At 39.1% G+C, this 18,679-nt stretch carries 24 protein-coding genes; 13 read left to right on the top strand and 11 right to left on the bottom strand.

The window, feature by feature from the left end; genetic code table 11:
* Positions 1-81: 81 nt before the first annotated feature.
* Complete coding sequence (gene kapB / locus ACFFHF_RS24460) at positions 82-459, top strand: kinase-associated lipoprotein KapB (RefSeq protein ID WP_377059260.1); 378 nt, start codon at positions 82-84, stop codon at positions 457-459.
* 84 nt (positions 460-543) lie between these two features.
* On the opposite strand, the gene kapD is transcribed toward kapB, so the two are convergent.
* A complete protein-coding gene (kapD, locus tag ACFFHF_RS24455) occupies positions 544-1,167 on the bottom strand; it encodes a 3'-5' exonuclease KapD (RefSeq protein ID WP_160546219.1) in 624 nt (207 codons plus the stop codon).
* Between the two features lie 276 nt (positions 1,168-1,443).
* On the opposite strand from kapD, the gene ACFFHF_RS24450 reads away from it, so the two are divergent.
* A complete protein-coding gene (locus ACFFHF_RS24450) occupies positions 1,444-1,728 on the top strand; it encodes an MFS transporter (protein WP_377059259.1) in 285 nt (94 codons plus the stop codon).
* A 29-nt stretch (positions 1,729-1,757) separates the two neighbouring features.
* Positions 1,758-3,575 carry a transglycosylase domain-containing protein gene (locus ACFFHF_RS24445; protein WP_377059258.1) on the top strand — a complete coding sequence of 606 codons (1,818 nt, stop codon included), beginning with the start codon at positions 1,758-1,760 and terminating at the stop codon, positions 3,573-3,575.
* A 301-nt stretch (positions 3,576-3,876) separates the two neighbouring features.
* Here ACFFHF_RS24445 and ACFFHF_RS24440 read toward each other — a convergent pair whose 3' ends face one another.
* Together ACFFHF_RS24440 and ACFFHF_RS24435 are read right to left on the bottom strand one after the other, a co-directional pair.
* A complete protein-coding gene (locus tag ACFFHF_RS24440) occupies positions 3,877-4,434 on the bottom strand; it encodes a DUF5366 family protein (protein ID WP_377059257.1) in 558 nt (185 codons plus the stop codon).
* A 65-nt stretch (positions 4,435-4,499) separates the two neighbouring features.
* Positions 4,500-4,712 (bottom strand): hypothetical protein, encoded by a 213-nt coding sequence (locus tag ACFFHF_RS24435; protein ID WP_340905259.1) that lies wholly within the window; start codon positions 4,710-4,712, stop codon positions 4,500-4,502.
* Positions 4,713-5,006: 294 nt separating this feature from the next.
* Here ACFFHF_RS24435 and ACFFHF_RS24430 point away from each other — a divergent pair, with 294 nt between their 5' ends.
* The 7 genes from ACFFHF_RS24430 to mnhG are packed head-to-tail and all read left to right on the top strand — an operon-like array spanning position 5,007 to position 10,752.
* Positions 5,007-7,412, top strand: coding sequence for a Na+/H+ antiporter subunit A (locus ACFFHF_RS24430; protein WP_160546223.1), 2,406 nt, complete (start codon positions 5,007-5,009; stop codon positions 7,410-7,412).
* Complete coding sequence (locus tag ACFFHF_RS24425; RefSeq protein WP_160546224.1) at positions 7,409-7,831, top strand: Na(+)/H(+) antiporter subunit B; 423 nt, start codon at positions 7,409-7,411, stop codon at positions 7,829-7,831. The genes ACFFHF_RS24430 and ACFFHF_RS24425 overlap by 4 nt, the downstream gene beginning before the upstream one ends.
* Complete coding sequence (locus ACFFHF_RS24420) at positions 7,831-8,172, top strand: Na(+)/H(+) antiporter subunit C (protein ID WP_160546225.1); 342 nt, start codon at positions 7,831-7,833, stop codon at positions 8,170-8,172. Before ACFFHF_RS24425 ends, ACFFHF_RS24420 begins: the two co-directional genes overlap by 1 nt.
* On the top strand, positions 8,165-9,646 hold the full coding sequence (locus ACFFHF_RS24415; protein WP_160546226.1) for a Na+/H+ antiporter subunit D: 1,482 nt from the start codon (positions 8,165-8,167) through the stop codon (positions 9,644-9,646). The genes ACFFHF_RS24420 and ACFFHF_RS24415 overlap by 8 nt, the downstream gene beginning before the upstream one ends.
* Before the next feature lie 5 nt (positions 9,647-9,651).
* On the top strand, positions 9,652-10,128 hold the full coding sequence (locus ACFFHF_RS24410) for a Na+/H+ antiporter subunit E (protein ID WP_160546227.1): 477 nt from the start codon (positions 9,652-9,654) through the stop codon (positions 10,126-10,128).
* Positions 10,129-10,175: 47 nt separating this feature from the next.
* Positions 10,176-10,412 carry a Na(+)/H(+) antiporter subunit F1 gene (locus ACFFHF_RS24405; protein WP_160546320.1) on the top strand — a complete coding sequence of 79 codons (237 nt, stop codon included), beginning with the start codon at positions 10,176-10,178 and terminating at the stop codon, positions 10,410-10,412.
* Positions 10,396-10,752 (top strand): monovalent cation/H(+) antiporter subunit G, encoded by a 357-nt coding sequence (gene mnhG, locus ACFFHF_RS24400; protein ID WP_340906335.1) that lies wholly within the window; start codon positions 10,396-10,398, stop codon positions 10,750-10,752. Before ACFFHF_RS24405 ends, mnhG begins: the two co-directional genes overlap by 17 nt.
* Positions 10,753-10,789: 37 nt before the next feature.
* Here mnhG and ACFFHF_RS24395 read toward each other — a convergent pair whose 3' ends face one another.
* Positions 10,790-11,167, bottom strand: coding sequence for a hotdog fold thioesterase (locus tag ACFFHF_RS24395; RefSeq protein WP_160546321.1), 378 nt, complete (start codon positions 11,165-11,167; stop codon positions 10,790-10,792).
* Complete coding sequence (locus ACFFHF_RS24390) at positions 11,167-11,781, bottom strand: DedA family protein (protein WP_340905260.1); 615 nt, start codon at positions 11,779-11,781, stop codon at positions 11,167-11,169. The genes ACFFHF_RS24395 and ACFFHF_RS24390 overlap by 1 nt, the downstream gene beginning before the upstream one ends.
* 177 nt (positions 11,782-11,958) lie before the next feature.
* Here ACFFHF_RS24390 and ACFFHF_RS24385 point away from each other — a divergent pair, with 177 nt between their 5' ends.
* A complete protein-coding gene (locus ACFFHF_RS24385; RefSeq protein ID WP_377059256.1) occupies positions 11,959-12,384 on the top strand; it encodes a YuzC family spore coat inner layer protein in 426 nt (141 codons plus the stop codon).
* An 87-nt stretch (positions 12,385-12,471) separates the two neighbouring features.
* Here ACFFHF_RS24385 and ACFFHF_RS24380 read toward each other — a convergent pair whose 3' ends face one another.
* On the bottom strand, positions 12,472-12,678 hold the full coding sequence (locus ACFFHF_RS24380) for a hypothetical protein (protein WP_160546231.1): 207 nt from the start codon (positions 12,676-12,678) through the stop codon (positions 12,472-12,474).
* A 165-nt stretch (positions 12,679-12,843) separates the two neighbouring features.
* Entirely contained in the window at positions 12,844-13,035 is a 192-nt protein-coding gene (locus ACFFHF_RS24375) for a hypothetical protein (protein ID WP_119709779.1), read from the bottom strand.
* Between the two features lie 203 nt (positions 13,036-13,238).
* Here ACFFHF_RS24375 and ACFFHF_RS24370 point away from each other — a divergent pair, with 203 nt between their 5' ends.
* On the top strand, positions 13,239-13,712 hold the full coding sequence (locus ACFFHF_RS24370) for a WASHC3/CCDC53 family protein (RefSeq protein ID WP_160546232.1): 474 nt from the start codon (positions 13,239-13,241) through the stop codon (positions 13,710-13,712).
* 1 nt (position 13,713) lies between these two features.
* Positions 13,714-14,775 carry an alpha/beta fold hydrolase gene (locus ACFFHF_RS24365; RefSeq protein ID WP_377059255.1) on the top strand — a complete coding sequence of 354 codons (1,062 nt, stop codon included), beginning with the start codon at positions 13,714-13,716 and terminating at the stop codon, positions 14,773-14,775.
* Between the two features lie 149 nt (positions 14,776-14,924).
* Here the strand turns inward: ACFFHF_RS24365 and ACFFHF_RS24360 are convergent, their stop codons facing one another.
* The 4 genes from ACFFHF_RS24360 to ACFFHF_RS24345 all read right to left on the bottom strand — a co-directional run bounded on the left by ACFFHF_RS24360 (position 14,925) and on the right by ACFFHF_RS24345 (position 18,529).
* Positions 14,925-15,761, bottom strand: coding sequence for an undecaprenyl-diphosphate phosphatase (locus ACFFHF_RS24360; protein ID WP_160546322.1), 837 nt, complete (start codon positions 15,759-15,761; stop codon positions 14,925-14,927).
* A 46-nt stretch (positions 15,762-15,807) separates the two neighbouring features.
* Entirely contained in the window at positions 15,808-16,419 is a 612-nt protein-coding gene (locus ACFFHF_RS24355) for a VTT domain-containing protein (protein WP_160546234.1), read from the bottom strand.
* 123 nt (positions 16,420-16,542) lie between these two features.
* Positions 16,543-17,136 carry a molybdopterin-dependent oxidoreductase gene (locus tag ACFFHF_RS24350; RefSeq protein ID WP_160546235.1) on the bottom strand — a complete coding sequence of 198 codons (594 nt, stop codon included), beginning with the start codon at positions 17,134-17,136 and terminating at the stop codon, positions 16,543-16,545.
* Positions 17,137-17,215: 79 nt separating this feature from the next.
* The gene (locus tag ACFFHF_RS24345; RefSeq protein ID WP_160546236.1) at positions 17,216-18,529 is read right to left on the bottom strand and encodes a Na+/H+ antiporter NhaC family protein; all 1,314 of its coding nucleotides are present in this window, start codon (positions 18,527-18,529) and stop codon (positions 17,216-17,218) included.
* Positions 18,530-18,679 lie beyond the last annotated feature (150 nt).

The raw sequence follows: 18,679 nt of genomic DNA, 5'->3' as shown, positions 1-18,679 counted from the left end.
AAATACTTTGTTTTTCATAATGCTTACGTCATAATTATTATCATATACAGTTCTAGCCCAATTTGAAAGGAGAAACATAAAATGTCCGACATTCAAATCGGTGACAAAGTCACAGCTATTTATAAAACCGGAAAGTATATTGGTGAAGTAACCAACCTCCGCCCAGAGACTATTCTTGTCCGGGTCCTCGCTGTTGTAACTCATCCGACACAAGGAGATTTACATAGCCATAAGGATGCAGATGTTCCTCTTTTTCATGAAAGACGAGCACTTGCTTACCGAGAACAAGCCAACATCCCTGCCAAAATGGTAAAACCCTATTCAGACGAAATTCCTGAATACAAAGAGTCATTAAAAGATGCGATTCAAAAATTAAGAGACCAATTATCTGGCGATGACTCCCTGTGGGCTAAAAAGAGCCTTGAAAATATTTCAACACTTGAGAAAGAATATTTTTAACAAAGGCTCTTTTCCAAAACAACAAACTTTACGAAAACAGCCTTAACACATAAAAGCCAAATCCAATATGAGGGATTTGGCTTTTTATGCGAACTTATTAAGTACTTGGGAGAAATCAATGCGGTCACCAATCGTGGTTGGTGCATGTCCTTGAAGGTACTTTTTATCCTTCTCAACTAGACGAAAAATATTGTATGTGGTTAATGCATCATCCAGTGCTTTGTGGTGCTTGCCCGTTCCTTCTTTGCCATACTCTTGCACCGCTTTCCATAAGCCCGTTTGATTTTGGTCTCCGAAGAATCGCTTGTACTCCATCGATAAATCGAGTTCTTCGCCTTTTAAAGGAAAAGGTAGACCGGCTTGTTCGCAGTTATTGCGAAGAACCCTCATGTCCATATTCCCCCACGTAACGATGGTAAGGTCTAATGATGGGGAACTTAACTGCTCAAACTTTTTCACAAGATCTGTAAAACTAATGCCAGAATTGACTTGCTCCTGTGAAATTTTCAAAAATGATTTACAGCGGTCCGATAGCATAGGGAAACGGTTAGGAGTGACATACGAAGAAAATTTCTCGCAGATTTGGTCATTTACAACCGACACAATGCCAGCCTCAATGATTTCTGGATAAAAACCTTTAAACCTCTCAGATCTCTCAGGCATCGTAAACTCAAAATCAATAAATAAATACTGATGCTCCTTCCTCATCTTACGTACCCTCTTTCCTCCTTTGACTATCACTACCATTATATGAAATAACCATTCCAAAAAATGAACATGAATGTTTTTTTATTATATCATGTTTTTTGATAATTTTTTCATTTTTCTGTTTAATTCATTCAAATAAAGTACGAAAAGGAATATCAGCCCAAAAATATGCTATAATTTCCATAAGCTAATATTTAGTAAAACGAAATAATAACCATAAGAAGGTGTTTTTGCTTTGTATCAAAAAAGAAATTTGCTACCCAGTTATGGCAGCTTGTGTTGTTCCGTTTTATGTTTGGAATGGTGGTTGGGGGAATCATTCCTTGTATGACTGCTTATATCCGACAAGTCGCTCCCCTCTCCATGCAAGGGGAAGTATTAGGCTATAACGTAAGCTTTCGATTTTTAGGAAACGTCATTGGACCTGTAATGGGTGGACTTATTTCGGGGTGGTATAATATCTCAACTGTCTTTTTTGTCACTAGTGCTTTATTCCTTGCTGCTTTTGCCTTATTATGGTGGAGTGTGAGAAAAACAGAAACACTTCTATCTTCATCATAATTTTTTCATAGAAAGGGAATCGGTCCTACATGAAAGCAGCAACTGGTTATTTGTTTATTATCCTGCTTCTCCCCGTCTTTTTCCTACTTGCCTACTTTTCTAGCAAAGAAGTGCGCTCTTTTGATACTTTCGATCATGTGATAGAAAAACAGATTCAGTTAGATAAAACCAATCTATCACAAACAAGCTTGGTCAAAGATCGCAATGGGGAAACCGTTCTAGAATGGTATAGCACGGTAAATCGGATCATCTTACCATCTGAGGACATTCCGGAGCTATTGCGTGAGGTGTTTGTTCTATCAGAGGATCAGCATTTTTATGAGCATATTGGCTTTGACTTAACAGCCATGGGCCGTGCCCTTACGATCAATATTCAGTCAAACGGGATTGAGCAGGGAGCAAGTACGATTACACAGCAACTTGCTCGAAATTTATATTTAACTCATGAGCAATCCTACAATCGAAAGCTTAGTGAAATTCTTTATGCCTACAAGCTAGAGAAAACTTACTCAAAAAAGGAAATCATAGATTTATATATTAATTCTATTTATTTTCAAAATGGGGCCTACGGAATTGAAGCGGCGGCTACGCATTACTTTAGCCGTGGAACACTAGAACTCTCAAAAGCAGAGTTACTTTTTCTCGCTGCTGTTCCGAACAATCCGACTTATTATGATCCATTAACACATTTCGATCGTACAAAAGCGCGTCAAGAACGTCTCATCGATTTATTAGTGAAAAAAGACAAGCTGACCGCTTCAGAAGCAACAGAAATAAAAAATTCACCTATCAATCTGACTGTGCATGAACGAGTTGATCAAGCACCAGATTACATGACCTATGTTCAAAATGAATTATCACAGTTAATTGCCCTTTCCGAAGGATTAACTGACGAGGAACAGATTGACAATCGAGTAAAAGAAGTGCTAGCTTCCGGAATTAGTATTGAAACGTCATTAGACCAAAGTCTACAAAATCGAGCAAAAACAGCGGTTAGTGATAACCTACCATTTATTGACGTGGAAGGATCTGTAGCCGTCATTGACCATACTAATGCACAGATCCTCGCACTTGTTGGCGGAAAAAACTATCAAAAGGGTGAATTCAATCGATCATTCCAAGCTTATCGTCAGCCTGGTTCATCAATTAAACCATTACTCGTTTACGCTCCTTATTTACAAGAGACACAATCCTCTTTATCTAAAACAGTAAATGCAGGAGAGCTTTGCATTGGTAACTATTGCCCTGAAAACTACGGTGGAAAAGTATATGGAAATGTAACGCTTGAACGTGCGTTTGCCAACTCATACAATACACCTGCTGTAAGACTGTTAAACGAAATTGGTGTAGAAACGGGCTTTCGATATCTTACATCCTTCCCTTTTAAGAAATTAGTAGCAGAGGATCATGTATTACCAGCTGCCGTTGGTGGTTTTACGTACGGAATGTCACCATTAGAGCTAACAGGAGCTTACACTTCCTTTTATGATGGAGGGTACCAACAGCCTCGTGCGATTCGTAAGGTAACCGACTTACAAGGAAACGTTCTTTACGAGTGGAAGGAAGAGAAAAAACAAGTCTGGTCAGCTGAAACCGTCAACACCATGCGCAGTCTTTTATCTGAAACGATTTCCTCTGGAACCGCCCGTAAAGCCCACATATCACGAGTAACATACCAAGGCGGAAAAACAGGAACAACAAATAATTACCAAGACTACTGGTTTGTTGGTTTAACAGATACGCTAACGGTTGGGGTTTGGGTCGGAAGAGACATGCCATCCAGCATTGAAAATATTGAGCAGTACTCTCCACATCTTTATATATGGAAAGCGATTATGTCGCAGTAACAAAAATCACGGATAAGCTCCTTCAAATGGGTTTACATGACAAAAATAAGCGGAGATTTTTCGGTTAAACTCCAGATTAGAGCTGATTCAGAGGAAATAAGCGGAGGTTTTCCGGTTAAGCAAACCAAAATAGCCCATTTTAACGTTTTTCGAGTTAATAGACGGAATCCTTCCGTCTATTTTGACTATTTTCAGTGTAATTTTCTATTTAAGAGGAAATTCTCCTCTTATTTTTTCAAACCCGCTTTAGCAGCATGCACCTCACAAGAAACCCCGGATGACTTTCTACATCCGGGGCTCTTTATACTGGTAAACTAGCAACAATGCTGTTGTAAACTTTTAACGCAATAAATACGACACCTAACACGAGCGTTGACCAGGTTAGCACCTGAAAGAAAATCAGCCCAATAATACCAGACAGCGAAAGCTTCGAGCTTACCTTATACACAAAAAACACAAAATAGCTTATCGTTGTTACAACAAAAACGAAAGCCAGTATCGTTACATGGGCAGAGCCTAAAAGAGATAGTACTGAGCCAGAAAAATAAATAATCGCCCCCGCACGGACATCCTTTAAGCTTTCCCCATTAAAATCCTTCGAGAAGAAAAGCAAAGAAAGCTGATTGATGGTATCTACAATTAACTTTAATGCCGCAAAAACCATAAAAAAGACAACCATCAATAAGATAAGTAACGCCAGCTTAATTCCACTTCTAGAAAAGAATTCTAGCATTCCTACATAAATGCCGGTAGCATTTAAAAATTTAAAAAGATGCACCTCAACTAGCATCGCAAAGGACAAGCTAAATAATAAAATTGATACCAAAGGAAAGTAACTAGTTAAATACGTATTTTTCATTGAATTCTCCACATATGATTTTGTCTTCCATTATTATGAAAGATAGGAGAACAGATTACAAGTCTTTATGGTCTTTCAATTCTTACATACTCTCTTGCCTTAAACATACGATACTTCTTTTTCTGAATATCCAATCCTGGGTCAGTGGTATAGATTTGCACCACTTCGCCCTCCTCATCAGGACTATAAAATTCACGCTTATCTTTTTTATCTAATGCCCATGCTAAGGACACTAAGAGGAGAAAAATGGACAATGATGCTAGTATTTTCTTTTTCATCCTCACACCTCACTTTAAAATTATTTTGAGGATAAAAGTCTGATTTTATTCAAAAAAAATAAAAAAATTTTCACCTTTTGATCTGCGTTTCTACCTATTTATTAGTTTTGCTTCAAGTAAGGGATGTTGTGCGCTTGAGGCATGCAAGGTCGGTTTTTTTACGTTATACTTTTTTATATGGCTGTTTCGGTAAAAGAAAGAGGAAGCATGTTCGGAGAAAATTATGGAAATAGTAATAGGCAGTATTACTTTCATAAAACAGTTATTACTTACATATAAAGAGGGGGTTTTGTTTTGTCTTTGCTACACTTGGCCATTGTTTCACCTCTATTGCTTGCGGTCATCATACCTACCTTTTCCAAAAGCATTAGACAGATTCATACGGGGTGGTTTGTACTACCCTTACCAGTTGTATTATTTATCTATTTTCTTTCGTTTATCGGTACCACTTCGCACCAAGGTACGGTATATGAAAGCTTCGAGTGGATTCCTTCTCTTGGCATTAATTTTGCTGCTAAAGTAGATGGACTTGGACTGCTCTTTGCCTTGCTTATTTCAGGAATTGGGGCTTTAGTTGTTCTTTATTCGATCTATTATTTAGCAAAGGATAAGGAACAGCTCGGCAGCTTCTATGTGTATCTTCTTTTATTTATGGGAGCTATGCTTGGTGTGGTCTTATCCGATAATTTAATCGTTATGTACGGTTTTTGGGAGCTCACTAGTATTTCTTCCTTTTTACTTATCGGTTACTGGTATCACCGTGAAAAGTCGAGATATGGTGCACAAAAGTCTATGTTAATCACCGTTTTCGGTGGACTTGCCATGCTAGGAGGCATCATCCTCCTATACCTCATGACAGGAACCTTTAGCATTTCAGAAATTGTTGCGCAATCGGACGTTGTGTTAGATCACAACTTGCTTATTCCAGCCATACTCTGCTTTTTACTTGGTGCTTTTACTAAATCAGCTCAGTTTCCATTCCATATTTGGCTACCTGATGCAATGGAAGCACCAACGCCTGTTAGTGCCTATCTTCATTCGGCTACCATGGTTAAGGCGGGTATTTATCTTGTTGCTAGAATGAGTCCTGTGTTTGCTGAATCACCTGTTTGGCTCTGGCTTGTTGCAGGGTTCGGTATTGTCACATTGTTCTGGGGTTCTTTTTCAGCTGTCAAACAGACAGATTTAAAGAGCATACTTGCCTTCTCTACCGTAAGCCAATTAGGTTTGATTATGTCTTTATTAGGTGTTGGTGCTGCTGCTCTACACTATGATGGAATAGACGATAATGTGTTTACCGTGGCAACAACAGCCGCTGTTTTCCACTTAATTAATCATGCTACCTTCAAAGGAAGCTTGTTCATGGTTGTAGGAATTGTTGATCATGAAACGGGAACACGTGATATTCGGAAGCTTGGCGGATTGATGCATTTGATGCCAATTACCTTTACGCTGGCAATTATCGGTGCGTTTTCTATGGCTGGCTTGCCACCATTTAACGGATTTTTAAGTAAAGAAATGTTCTTTACCGGCATGGTGAATATTTTAAAATTGGACCTTTTCTCTTTAAGCACTTGGGGATTATTATTTCCTGTCCTCGCTTGGATCGCCAGTGTATTTACGTTCATATATAGCATGAAGCTCGTCTTTAGAACGTTTACTGGCAAATACAAACCGGAAGGATTAAAGAAGAAGCCGCATGAGGCACCACTTGGGATGCTCATTTCACCAGTTGTACTCGGCTCTTTAGTCATCATTTTTGGATTATTTCCGAATATCCTTTCGCATAATTTAATTTCACCGGCGATGGCTTCTATCTTACCTAGCCTGCTTTCTCCAGGAGATATTTTTGACGTTCATATCTATTTCTGGCATGGACCAACCATCGAATTATTTATGACCATTGGGGTTGTGGTTCTGGGGATCATTCTGTATTTGACGTTACCGAAATGGGAAAGAACCTATGACTTACTTCCTGAAAAATTAACCTTAAACAAGCTGTATGACAAGGGACTAGAAGCGATTCAGTCTGGGTCGTTTAAGCTGACCAGATTTTATATGAATGGCTATATCCGGACGTACTTGGTTTATATTTTCGCCTTTTTCATTCTGATTTTAGGCTACACACTTTATAAGAAAGACGCGTTTGTGATCGATACCGCAAATGTATCTAGCATTGGCTTTTATGAGCTGGTTCTTTCCTTGCTTATCGTCGTAGCCACCATTACCATTTTGTTTGCTAAATCAAGACTCACCTCTATTATTTTACTTGGAGCAGTTGGGTATACGGTTGCCCTTTTCTTTGTCGTTTTCCGTGCGCCTGATTTAGCACTTACTCAGCTGGTGATTGAAACGGTGTCAGTCGCACTGTTTCTACTTTGTTTCTATCATTTACCGAAATTCAAAAAGGAAGAATCAAAAATTCCTTTTAAACTTACAAATGCTATTATTTCTATCGGAGTGGGTGCGATTGTCACAGCCATCGCCCTTTCCGCCAATAGTACAAAGCTTTTTGACTCTATCTCTCAATTTTACGTAGACAATACGTATATCCGAGCTGCAGGAAAAAATATGGTTAACGTCATTCTCGTTGACTTCCGTGGCTTTGATACACTATTTGAAATTTGTGTACTTGCGATTGCCTCACTTGGTATTTTTGCAATGATTAAACTACGTCTAACAAGGGGGAAAGAAGGATGAGAACGAATGACCTCATTCTACAAACCGTAACAAAAGTGATTTTGTTCATCATTCTCCTCTTCTCTATTCATCTTTTCTTTGCTGGACATTATTATCCGGGTGGAGGATTCATTGGAGGATTGATGACCGCAGGGGCTCTAGTACTCTTGCTCCTAGCGTTTGATATGAAGACGGTAGCTAATATATTACCCGTCAACTACCGTATTATGACAGCAATTGGGCTTCTTTTTTCCATTGGAACTGGAGCTGGTGCATTGCTGTTTAATGTTCCATTTTTAACTCATGCATTTAGTGATGTCTACTTGCCTCTCCTTGGCAAAACATCTTTGCATACAGCAGTGTTGTTTGATATCGGTGTGTATCTTGTCGTTATCGGTGTCACAATGACCATTATTCAAACAATAGGGGAGGACGAATAATGGAAATCGTTATGGCGTTTGTAGTTGGTATTATTTTTATGGCAGCCACTTATTTAATGCTTTCTAAAAGTTTACTTCGAATTATTATCGGAACGGGACTATTAAGTCATGGCACACATTTATTGGTTTTAACGATGGGAGGCCTAAAGAATGGTGCTGCTCCCTTACTTGGAGAACATGCTGCCCAGTACAATGATCCATTGCCTCAGGCATTAATATTAACGGCTATCGTTATTGCCTTTGGTGTTACTTCCTTTTTTCTAGTATTAGCTTATCGTGCGTACCAGGAGCTAGGAACGGACAACATGGATCGCTTGAGAGGGACGAAGATCAATGAATAATTTGCTTTTATTACCTATACTGATTCCGCTTTTAACAGCGGTTATACTAATCTTTCTGAATCGCTTTACGATCGCCTCTAGGTGGGTGTCGGCTCTATCACTATTATCCACCGTATTTGTGTCGGTTCTCCTTTTTCAAAAGGTACGAGCAGATGGAATTCAAACATTGAACTTAGGAAACTGGGAAGCACCTTTTGGGATTACGTTAGTATCTGATATGCTATCTGCCCTTCTTGTTTTGACAACAAGTGTGATTGCATTCGCTTGTTGTCTCTATTCCTTCCGAGCAATTGGAGAGGAAAGAGAAAAGTTCTACTATTATTCTATTTTGCAATTCCTAATTGTCGGGATTAATGGTGCATTTACAACAGGAGATATTTTCAACCTTTTCGTCTTCTTTGAAGTGATGCTAATGAGCTCCTATGTGCTATTGGTCTTGGGGGGAACAAAGGCGCAGCTTCGCGAATCGGTGAAATATATATTAGTGAATATTATCTCTTCTTCGTTGTTTGTTATTACCGTTGCTTACCTATATTCAGTGGTTGGAACGCTAAATATGGCACATATCTCCACAAGAATTGCAGAAGTGGGACAGCCTGGTATTTTAACAGTCATTGCCGTGTTATTTTTAATCGTTTTCGGCTTAAAAGGAGCCATTTTCCCTCTTTATTTCTGGCTACCTGGTTCGTATTACGCTCCTCCTGCACCTGTTTTGGCGTTGTTCGGTGCCCTTTTAACCAAGGTTGGGGTCTACTCTATCATGAGGACGTATACACTCTTTTTCCCTCATGACCCTGGCTATACTCATGAGCTGTTAGGGGTACTTGCCGTCATTACGATAATTGTCGGCATTATAGGAGCCTTAGCGTACTGGGATATTAAAAAGATTATTATATATAACATTATCGTTGCCGTTGGTGTAATTTTGTTTGGGGTTTCGGTAAATACAACCGAATCTTTGACAGGTGCGATTTTTTATTTAATTCATGACATGCTGATAAAAGCCGCATTATTCCTGCTTGTTGGAGTCGTTATTGCGATCACAGGAACAAGCAACTTAAAGAAAATCAGTGGATTGATTAAAAATTATCCATTACTAGGATGGATGTTCTTACTATCTGCCCTTGCTTTAGCTGGAATTCCCCCGCTCAGTGGCTTTGTCGGTAAGCTGTTGATCATTAAGAGTGGTTTTGGCGCAGAAGCCTATTGGGGTGCTGGAATTGTGTTAATGTCGAGTCTCCTTGTTCTATTTTCTGTTATGAAAATTTTCATTAATGGATTTTGGGGCATTCATCGCACTTACGAAAAGGAAGAAAAAGCTCCTGTTAGCTGGTTGCTTATCTCTCCCGCTATTTTAGTGATTATTTCTGTGTTGTATGGAGTTGGAGCGGAGCTTGTTTACCCGTATATTTTAGAAGCTGCGGAAACATTGGCTAATCCTTCCACCTACATCAATGCCGTCATGAAGGAGTGATAACCATGGCATTTCAAATTTTATTAAATGTTTTTCTAGCTCTTGTCTGGATGTTTTTAAAGGTCTCAAATGAACCGATCGATTTCTTTGTTGGCTACTTTTTCGGGTTATTGCTCGTCTTTACGTTTCGACGTTTTTTCCCTTCCCGCTTTTACTTATTAAGAGTAGTAGCGGTGGTCAATCTGATTGCCATTTTTATAAAAGAGCTTCTTCTTTCAAATATTGCTGTTTTAAAGGTAATCATTAAACCCAAGCTTGATATTCAGCCAGGAATTTTCGCTCTTCCTACGGAATTAAAAAATGATTGGGAAATCACTTTGTTAGCCAATCTGATTACATTAACACCCGGGACATTAGTGGTGGATATTTCAGATGATAATCGAACTCTTTATATCCATGCAATGGACGCTTCAGATGTGGAGGCTGCCATTTCTAGTATCAAAAATACATTTGAAAAAGCCATCATGGAGGTGAGCAGGTAGTGTTACAGTGGGTCATAACCATTTCTTTAGTTTGTATTACCCTATCCATGCTTGCTATGGTGTACCGGGTCATTAAAGGTCCTACAACACCAGACCGGGTGGTTGCACTTGATGCTCTAGGAATCTGCTTAGTTGCCATCATTGCACTTGTTTCCATCATGTTAAAATCGAATGCTTTCCTAGAGGTTATCTTGTTGATCGGAATATTAGCCTTTATTGGGACAGTTGCTTTCTCCAAGTATTTAGAAAAGGGGGTCATCCTTGAACGTGATCGAAATAGTTAAGGTTATTATCGGGATATTCATCGCACTTGGAGCACTCCTAACCGTTGTTACAGCTGTCGGTCTTATCCGATTGCCAGATGTGTATACACGCACACATGCTGCGTCTAAAGCCGCTACATTAGGAGTTATGTTTGTTTTAGCAGGTACCTTTCTCTACTTCTATCTATTAGAGGGCCATATGAATTCTCGACTGATTCTTGGAATTGTGTTTATTTTTATGACCTCGCCAGTGGCGGGCCATCTGATCGCTAGAGCTGCGTACAATACAAATGGGAAGCTTTGGGAAAACAGTGTTCAGGACGATTTAGCTACAGTAAAAAAAGAACGTGCTAGGGAATAGTAAAAAATCCATGTGTGAACTTCACACATGGATTTTTTTATCTTTTTTCGATAACAGCTATTGTACAGCGTGAGACACTTATAAGCTGGTCTTGTTCGTCTGTTATTTTAATATCCCACACCATGGTTGTTCGACCTTGATGAAGTACCGTTCCAGTAGCGGTAACGATACCTTCTCTCTTACCTTTGATATGATTGGCATTAATCTCTAAGCCAACAACAACTTCCTTTTCCTTATTAACCAATTCGTACGCACCGATTGAAGCAACACTTTCTGCCAGTGCAACAGAAGCACCGCCGTGGAGAAGGCCGAACGGTTGGCGTGTGCGGTCATCTACAGGCATCGTAGCGACGACTCTTCCTTTTTCAATCTGTTTAAATTCAATTCCTAGCGTTTGAATTAATGAGTTTCCCATCATAGAGTGGAAGACCTCCTAAGCTTTTTTATTTTTTTTCGATTGATTACTTTTAATAAAAGAAACACACATACAAAAACGATACTTCCCATGAAGAGTAATTCGGTTTCATACTCGACGAGAATCTCCTTCTGATCACCAAACCAATATCCTATTGAAAAAACGATACTCAGCCAAATAAAAGCCCCACTATAGGCAAACAGAGCAAAAACTTTATAGGACAGTTTGCTTAGTCCATAAATAAATGGGACAAAGTTTCGTAATCCAGGGATAAAGTAACTAAACAGAAGGGAAAAAGCATGGTACTTCTCAATGGATTGGAAGGAACGGTCAATGGTTCGAGCGATCCGTTTGCTTTTTTGAAAGAATGGAAGGAGTCTAACACCTATGTACTTTCCTGCGAGGTAGCTTGTCGTTAGTGCAGCGACTATTCCTAGATACGTAGAAAGAAAGATGCATACTGGATTTAAGGTACCTAGGGATGCCGCTAACCCCACCGTCATGGCTATGATTTCATTAGGTACTGGCATGCCTACAACTCCAAACCAAAGCCAAAGGAACAGCCCTATATATCCATTTTCCTCAATTAAATCAAGAATAAAATCTAACTCCATTCTTTCACCTCCCAAAACCACTTTAACAACATTAGTAACTAAGTAAATTCATTATAGCAAAATATAGAACCAACTAGGTTATTTTAACATTTTTGTAATGTTATCATTAGACATTCTTTCGGACGCATATATTATGTTGGAAATCTACCCTATTTTCTTATAAAGGATGTGAAATGGTTGTACTGCTACGATCCTAGAAGCTTTCCATACTATGCCTTACCCTTTCAAGCCTATCCACACTATTCGCTCTATTACTCCGTAGGTACACGTCAGTCACCTTTCTATTACCAACCTTATTACCTCAGGCCTTTTCAAGAGGTAAATCCACAGGTATTTATGACTTCAGCTAAATATATGCAATCACTGATGAAAGATGCAAGTATGCTTCTTGAAAGAATGGCCGATTCAAAGGAGTTTGCCAAACAGCTTATGAGTAACGCACAAGAATCAAAGCAGAAGCTTGTCGAGGATCAAATCAAGCATACGGGAATTCAGAACATCCCCGTTGTGAGCTATACACCTGATGGGTTAAAACTAGTCTTCAGCAGAGATATAGATACAATGAATTGTTGCAACTTGACTCTTACAGTCAGGTGGATGTAAGGGTGTTTGCACCATAAAAAGGTTGAAATCATTCATTGTGATTTCAACCTTTTCGTCGTGATTTTAGTTTTCTAACATAATTTATTTTTAGTAGTATGGGTATCCGTATCCGTATCCATAGCCATATACTGGTGGATAGTATGGGCATGGATATGGGTAGAATGGCCTTGGCCGAAAAAACGCGGTACCTAGCAACCCCCCAGCAAAACCACCTAATAAACTAGCCGCAAACGGTGCGCCAAAGAAGAATCTATTATCTCCACGATGATACGGTCCAACGTAATGATGTTGCATTCGTATACCTCCTTTTCGTGTCTGTACTTCCCTACACTACTTCATATGCAACAAACACCTAGTTGGGATAGGCAAATGTCCATCATATGGAAATATATCCTAAAAACATAAGCTACTTTATACAAAAAAAACGTGAATTCCATAAGAATTCACGCCTGTACCCTTTTACTCCTGACCTAATACTCCAGCTGTTTGGTCACATGATTGTAGGGCTGAGTTTACTTGTTGCAAAGTTTGCTCGATGCGGTCACGGTTCGATCCTTTTTCCACTGTATTTAATGCATTTTGTAAGCAATCCTTTGCTTCTGATAAAGCACTTACTGAATCTTGAACATATCCTCTAGCATTTTTCTGCAAAAAAACCTCCTTAAATATGGTACGGAGATATTATTTACCGTTTGCAGTAGAATATGCTTTTCCAACCCTCAAAGTATTGACATTTTCTTGACCGTTGAAAAATAAGGCAAAGGCAAATATCTATTTTTTGGCACCTTCCCTTAATGCCTGTCTATAATATATAGTGATATTTTTTGTACTTTTAAAAAAGGGAGCTGAGATCATTGCGCAGCGAACAGCTTGATGATTTATATAGCCAAATTAAATTGACTGGATCAAAAGCGGAGACTTTAGTAAACGAATGGATAAAAAACCGAGTAAATAAAGAGGACATCGTCGGACTACTAGGCAGAAGAACTCAATGGTATGGGAAACTGATTAAAGAAATTCAAGACGCTGTGGAAACGGCCTCGGTTCCATTGAACATTCCTACCAAAAGAGATGTGGCAAGTGTGGCAAAACTGACGATTCAAAACGAAGATCGGCTCGAGGATATTCAGCAAAGATTAACACAAATAGAAACAACTCTACAGCGTTTAGAAGCTGCAATAGGCACAACCCCTTCATCTTCTAAAAAAGCGCCCTTACAAAAAGCAAGCAGAAGACCTCTTGACCGCAAAGAACGAGCAAAGCTTGTTCAAGAAAACCTTGCTAGGCTCTCAGATGCTTTATTAAATCAGTCAAAGCTTGGTGAGTAATATGGAAGCAGAACGATTTTCCCTAGAGAAAACTCGATGGAGTTCACTGTTCCGTGCGTTTACCGACGGAGCTTCCATCACAGCATCCACACATAGACAAGCACTCTGGAAAAGAAACAAAGCCACATTATGGTACTACCCTGCCCCAGTAAAAAAATATCATACACCTCTATATTTAGTCTACTCCTTAGTGAATCAGCCCACGATATTAGATTTAATGCCAAATACAAGTTTAATCGGTGCTCTTACAAAGGCTGGCTATGAGGTGTATTTAATCGACTTCGGTATTCCAAGATACGAGGATCGCGACATGACCATTGATGATTATGTTCTCAAGTATATTCAACCAGGTGCAAGACACGCATTGAAACACTCTAATAGCAATAGCATTACTGTCATGGGATTTTGCCTTGGAGGAACACTCGCTGCTATTTACGCAGCTATGGCCAAGGAACCAATCGAGAATCTTATTCTCTTTGTTACTCCTGTCGACTTTTCGTATTTTCCAAAGTTTGATCTGCTGCACCAAGCGATCAAGGATGAAAGAATCGACCTATCACCTCTTACTGATGCGCTAGGAATAATTCCAGCAGCCTTTATCAATTACGGAGTTCGCCTGATCACTTCCCCTGTTTATATTTCTCCGTATTTATCGTTATTAGAAAAAGGTCATAACCAGGAATATGCACATAAATGGTCACTATTCAATAAATGGACAAAGGAGCATATCGCCTTTCCAGGTGCCGCTCTTAAGCAAATCGTGAATGACTTAATCATTCACAATAAGTTAATGACAGGAAAGTTTAAAATTGGAGGAGAACCAGCTCGATTGCAACAAATATCTGCTAACCTTTTAGTCATTGCATCAACAAATGATGAACTTGTACCACTAGAGCAAGCTTTGCCTATGATCACATTATCAGGCAGCAAAGATAAGGAGCTCATTCAATTGCCAAATGGACATACCGGTATAGCATCCGGAGCAGGTTTACCCACCAATCTTTTTCATTGGCTATCTAGCCGTTCTCATCCAGTACACATAGAAAGCGAGGAGTTAATTTAAATTGGAAATTGGAATGTATGAAGGAGTTTATGAATATTTAGGATTTGCTTATATTGTATTCCAATTGTTTTTTGAAAGAGGATACGATGTATTTTATTTCGACTTTTTCGACTAATAGGAAAAGGCCCCCAAATGGAGGCCTTTCACTTTTATAGAATAAATACAACAAAAATAATCGTTGCCAAAACAATTCGATAAATGGCAAATGGAATTAATTGAACTTTATTGATTAACGCCAGGAAAAAACGAATGCTGATAAGCGCAAACACAAACGCACTAATAAAGCCTGCAATAAAGAATGGCAGTGCATCCATAGTGAAGTATTCCCAGCTATTTAATAGAGAAATCATACTTGCACCAGCCATGATCGGAACAGCCATAATGAATGTAAAATCAGCTGCTGCACGGTGACTTAATCCTAAAATGACTCCACCAGACATCGTCGAGCCTGAGCGAGAAAATCCTGGCCATAGTGCGATACATTGGAATAAACCAATAATAATGGCTTGCTTGTACGTAATCTGATCGACCGTTTCCACCTTTGGCTTTTTATCCTTTGGCATTAGATCGGCAATAATCATGAGAACCGCACCAGCAACAAGTCCGATTAATACCGTTTCGGTTGTAAAAAGATGCTCATCAATATAGTCATCAAATAACACACCTAGAATACCTGCTGGAAGAAGACCGACGATAACTTGAGAAAGTCTTAGCTTTTTCCCACCATACTCTTGTTTAGCTTTTCTTGATGAAAGCCCCAATAACTGAATAAAACGGTCTTTGAACACAATGACAACTGCCAAAATGGAACCAAGCTGAATAACAACCTTGAACGTGTTTGCCACTTCACTACCAAACAATTCTTTTGATTTAAAAAGCATATCATCCACAATAATCATATGACCGGTTGAGGAAACTGGAGCAAATTCCGTTAACCCTTCTACAAGGCCTAAAATAATCGCAACAAATATATCCCATACATTCATCAATTACATACCTCTGTTTCTATTAATGTGTTCCATGTATAAACTCTTACTTTTTATAAAAAATTCTTCTTCCGAAAAAGATAAGTACCGCTAAAATCGCAATCGCACCTACTGCATATATAATATCGGAGTACACTTCAGTGTAACTTAAAATCTGCGTCCAATTTTCTCCGAGCTTTGCACCAATAACAATTAGAAGTGTGTTCCAAATCGCTGTTCCTAACAGTGTGAACAGTAGGAACAATGGCATTTTCATATTAGACATCCCGGCAGGAACAGAAATAAGACTTCTTAATAACGGAACCATTCGGCAGAAGAATACTGTCCAAATTCCGTAACGGTCAAACCACGCATCCGCTTTGTATACATCTGCTCTTTTTAGTTGAAGATATTTACCCCAACGATCCACAATTTTTTCCAAACGTTCAACATCCAAAATCGTACCAATATAGTATAAAATCGTTCCACCAACCACTGATCCGGCCGTTGACGCAACAATCATCATCGCTACCGACAATTCAGTTTTGGTTGTCATAAATCCGCTAAACGGTAAAACAAGTTCAGATGGAATGGGTGGGAACACATTTTCTATGACAATAATTAAAAATACACCAAGATACCCATAGTTCTCAATAATATTAAAAATCCATTCTTCCATAATATCCTCCTTGCCAAACAGCCCTTTTCAAATCAATCAGTTCTGTCTTCAACTTCATAATTGTAATCATTTGTGCAATGCCCTGTCTACCTTCTTTTTAAAATATGGTTGAATTTCCCTCTTCTAATCCCAAGTAAAACGTTCTTCCTTCCATGGGTTCCCATAGTTGTGATAGCCATTTTTCTCCCAAAAACCCGGTTTATCATTTTTGGAAAACTCGATGGCCCGAAGCCATTTGGCACTTTTCCAAAAATACAAATGTGGGATCACCGCGCGAAGCGGATATCCATGCTCAGCTGTCAGAGGCACTCCATTAAAGCTGTGTGCGAGCAGACTTGTCTCTTTTGCAAAGTCTTCAAAAGGAATATTAGCTGACCAGCCTTCTTCCGCATGAAAAATGACATGTTCCACACCCTCTAACAATTCGACGGTATTCAGCACAGCACGCGTACTTATTCCACTCCAAGTAGTATCAAGCTTCGACCACCCTGTCACACAGTGAATATCGTTTTGATATTCGGTTTGTGGCAGGGTCATGAGTTCAGAAAAAGTGAAAATTGCTTCGTTTTTTACTTCACCAAAAAGACGGAGAGTCCATTCATTTAAGTTTTTATAATATGGAACATTCCCGTGATGCAACACAGGAAAAGTGGTGGTTACATTTTGATTAGGAGGAACACGATCATTCGTCTTCTTGCTTATTTTTCCAAAATACATACAAGCACTCCCCTATTGTTAATATGTAAGAGCCTATCAAAAAATGCAGCCTTCATAAAGAAAGCTGCACTTTCATCTATTATAATACCATAGCGGCAATCCAACCGAAAATGACAAGTGGGATATTGTAATGAACAAAGGTTGGCACACATGTATCCCAAATATGATTATGCTGACCATCTGCATTCAATCCTGCTGTAGGACCGAGTGTACTATCAGAAGCTGGAGAGCCAGCATCCCCTAGCGCTGCGGCTGTCCCTACTAATGCGATCGTAGCCATCGGACTAAAGCCTAGTTCCATACAAAGTGGCACGAAAATGGTAGCAATGATAGGGATGGTAGAAAATGAAGAACCAATTCCCATAGTAACTAGCAAACCTACTACTAGCATCAATAAAGCAGCCAGCCCCTGGTTTCCACCAATCACATTCGCAGACTGTTGAACAAGTTCATCCACAGCTCCCGTGGCTTTTAATACTTCGGCAAATCCAAAGGCCGATAACATCACAAATCCGATAAAGGCCATCATTTTCATTCCATCTGTTAAAAGCTCGTCCGCCTCACGCCATTTCACGGAACCGCTCAAGTAGATAATGATGATTCCTGTAAGAGCACCAATAATCATAGAATCGAGGAGAATTTGCACGATCAATGCACCAATGATAGCTAGAACGGCAAAAATAATGGCAAACTTACTTTGTTCCTGCTTTTCAACTTTAATTAAATCATGTGTTTCATAGTTTCTTCCTTTACGGTAAGAAAAGAAAATAGCAATTAATAATCCTACTAAAAGACCCGCTGTCGGAATGAGCATGGCTGTCGGAATATCAGTAGGGTCAATGGTTAATCCACTATCAGACATATTAGTAGCTAGTATATCGTGAAAAATTTTACCAAAACCTGCTGGTAAAAGGATATAAGGGGCTGTTAACCCAAATGTTAATACAGACGCTATTAATCTTCTATCTATTTTCAACTCATTCATCACGTTTAATAGAGGTGGAATTAGAATGGGAATAAACGCAATATGGATGGGAATTAGATTTTGCGAGAAGCAGGCCATTAATAAAATAGCAAATACGATCAACGCTTTTGAATAAATCTTAGCTTTGGAATCCCCATTCTTTTGAACCATTTTTAAGACGGCATCGACCAATACATTCGGTAGACCAGTCTTTGAGATGGCAATCGCAAAGCCACCTAATAAAGCGTAACTTAAGGCAACCTCCGCACTTCCTCCTAATCCTCCAGAGAAAATTTCAATTGTTTCTTCGATCGATAATCCTCCGGTTAGTCCACCGACAATCGCTCCGATAATGAGGGATAACACGACATTTACGCGAAATAAGCTTAATAGTAGCATAACAAGCACGGCAAGGATGACTGCATTCATGTTGTTTATGTGCTCCTTTCTATATTCAATACTTTAGTTTGGTAAATTGGTAGAGTGATAAAACACAAGAATTAAAATAGCATAGAATTTTATAGCCTGTCAAGGAAATAAAAAACTCTATGGACGTTTACTTGAAGTTCAAAATTAGAA

It is taken from the genome of Robertmurraya beringensis (genome assembly GCF_042433785.1).
GTDB classification, from domain to species: Bacteria; Bacillota; Bacilli; order Bacillales; family Cytobacillaceae; genus Robertmurraya_A; species Robertmurraya_A beringensis.
The sequence above is the reverse complement of the archived record's forward strand: the minus strand, read 5'-3'. Positions and strand labels throughout refer to the sequence as shown.

Excerpts from the sequence above, each read along its gene's own strand:
- kapD (WP_160546219.1), bottom strand. The coding sequence starts at position 1,167 with ATGAGGAAGGAGCATCAGTATTTATTTATTGATTTTGAGTTTACGATG.
- ACFFHF_RS24420 (WP_160546225.1), top strand. The coding sequence starts at position 7,831 with ATGGAAATCGTTATGGCGTTTGTAGTTGGTATTATTTTTATGGCAGCC.
- kapB (WP_377059260.1), top strand. The coding sequence starts at position 82 with ATGTCCGACATTCAAATCGGTGACAAAGTCACAGCTATTTATAAAACC.
- ACFFHF_RS24445 (WP_377059258.1), top strand. The coding sequence starts at position 1,758 with ATGAAAGCAGCAACTGGTTATTTGTTTATTATCCTGCTTCTCCCCGTC.
- ACFFHF_RS24410 (WP_160546227.1), top strand. The coding sequence starts at position 9,652 with ATGGCATTTCAAATTTTATTAAATGTTTTTCTAGCTCTTGTCTGGATG.
- ACFFHF_RS24390 (WP_340905260.1), bottom strand. The coding sequence starts at position 11,781 with ATGGAGTTAGATTTTATTCTTGATTTAATTGAGGAAAATGGATATATA.
- ACFFHF_RS24380 (WP_160546231.1), bottom strand. The coding sequence starts at position 12,678 with ATGCAACATCATTACGTTGGACCGTATCATCGTGGAGATAATAGATTC.
- ACFFHF_RS24440 (WP_377059257.1), bottom strand. The coding sequence starts at position 4,434 with ATGAAAAATACGTATTTAACTAGTTACTTTCCTTTGGTATCAATTTTA.
- ACFFHF_RS24345 (WP_160546236.1), bottom strand. The coding sequence starts at position 18,529 with ATGAATGCAGTCATCCTTGCCGTGCTTGTTATGCTACTATTAAGCTTA.
- ACFFHF_RS24425 (WP_160546224.1), top strand. The coding sequence starts at position 7,409 with ATGAGAACGAATGACCTCATTCTACAAACCGTAACAAAAGTGATTTTG.
- ACFFHF_RS24365 (WP_377059255.1), top strand. The coding sequence starts at position 13,714 with ATGGAAGCAGAACGATTTTCCCTAGAGAAAACTCGATGGAGTTCACTG.
- ACFFHF_RS24355 (WP_160546234.1), bottom strand. The coding sequence starts at position 16,419 with ATGGAAGAATGGATTTTTAATATTATTGAGAACTATGGGTATCTTGGT.
- ACFFHF_RS24405 (WP_160546320.1), top strand. The coding sequence starts at position 10,176 with ATGCTTGCTATGGTGTACCGGGTCATTAAAGGTCCTACAACACCAGAC.
- ACFFHF_RS24350 (WP_160546235.1), bottom strand. The coding sequence starts at position 17,136 with ATGTATTTTGGAAAAATAAGCAAGAAGACGAATGATCGTGTTCCTCCT.
- ACFFHF_RS24435 (WP_340905259.1), bottom strand. The coding sequence starts at position 4,712 with ATGAAAAAGAAAATACTAGCATCATTGTCCATTTTTCTCCTCTTAGTG.
- ACFFHF_RS24415 (WP_160546226.1), top strand. The coding sequence starts at position 8,165 with ATGAATAATTTGCTTTTATTACCTATACTGATTCCGCTTTTAACAGCG.
- ACFFHF_RS24395 (WP_160546321.1), bottom strand. The coding sequence starts at position 11,167 with ATGGGAAACTCATTAATTCAAACGCTAGGAATTGAATTTAAACAGATT.
- ACFFHF_RS24360 (WP_160546322.1), bottom strand. The coding sequence starts at position 15,761 with ATGAATGTATGGGATATATTTGTTGCGATTATTTTAGGCCTTGTAGAA.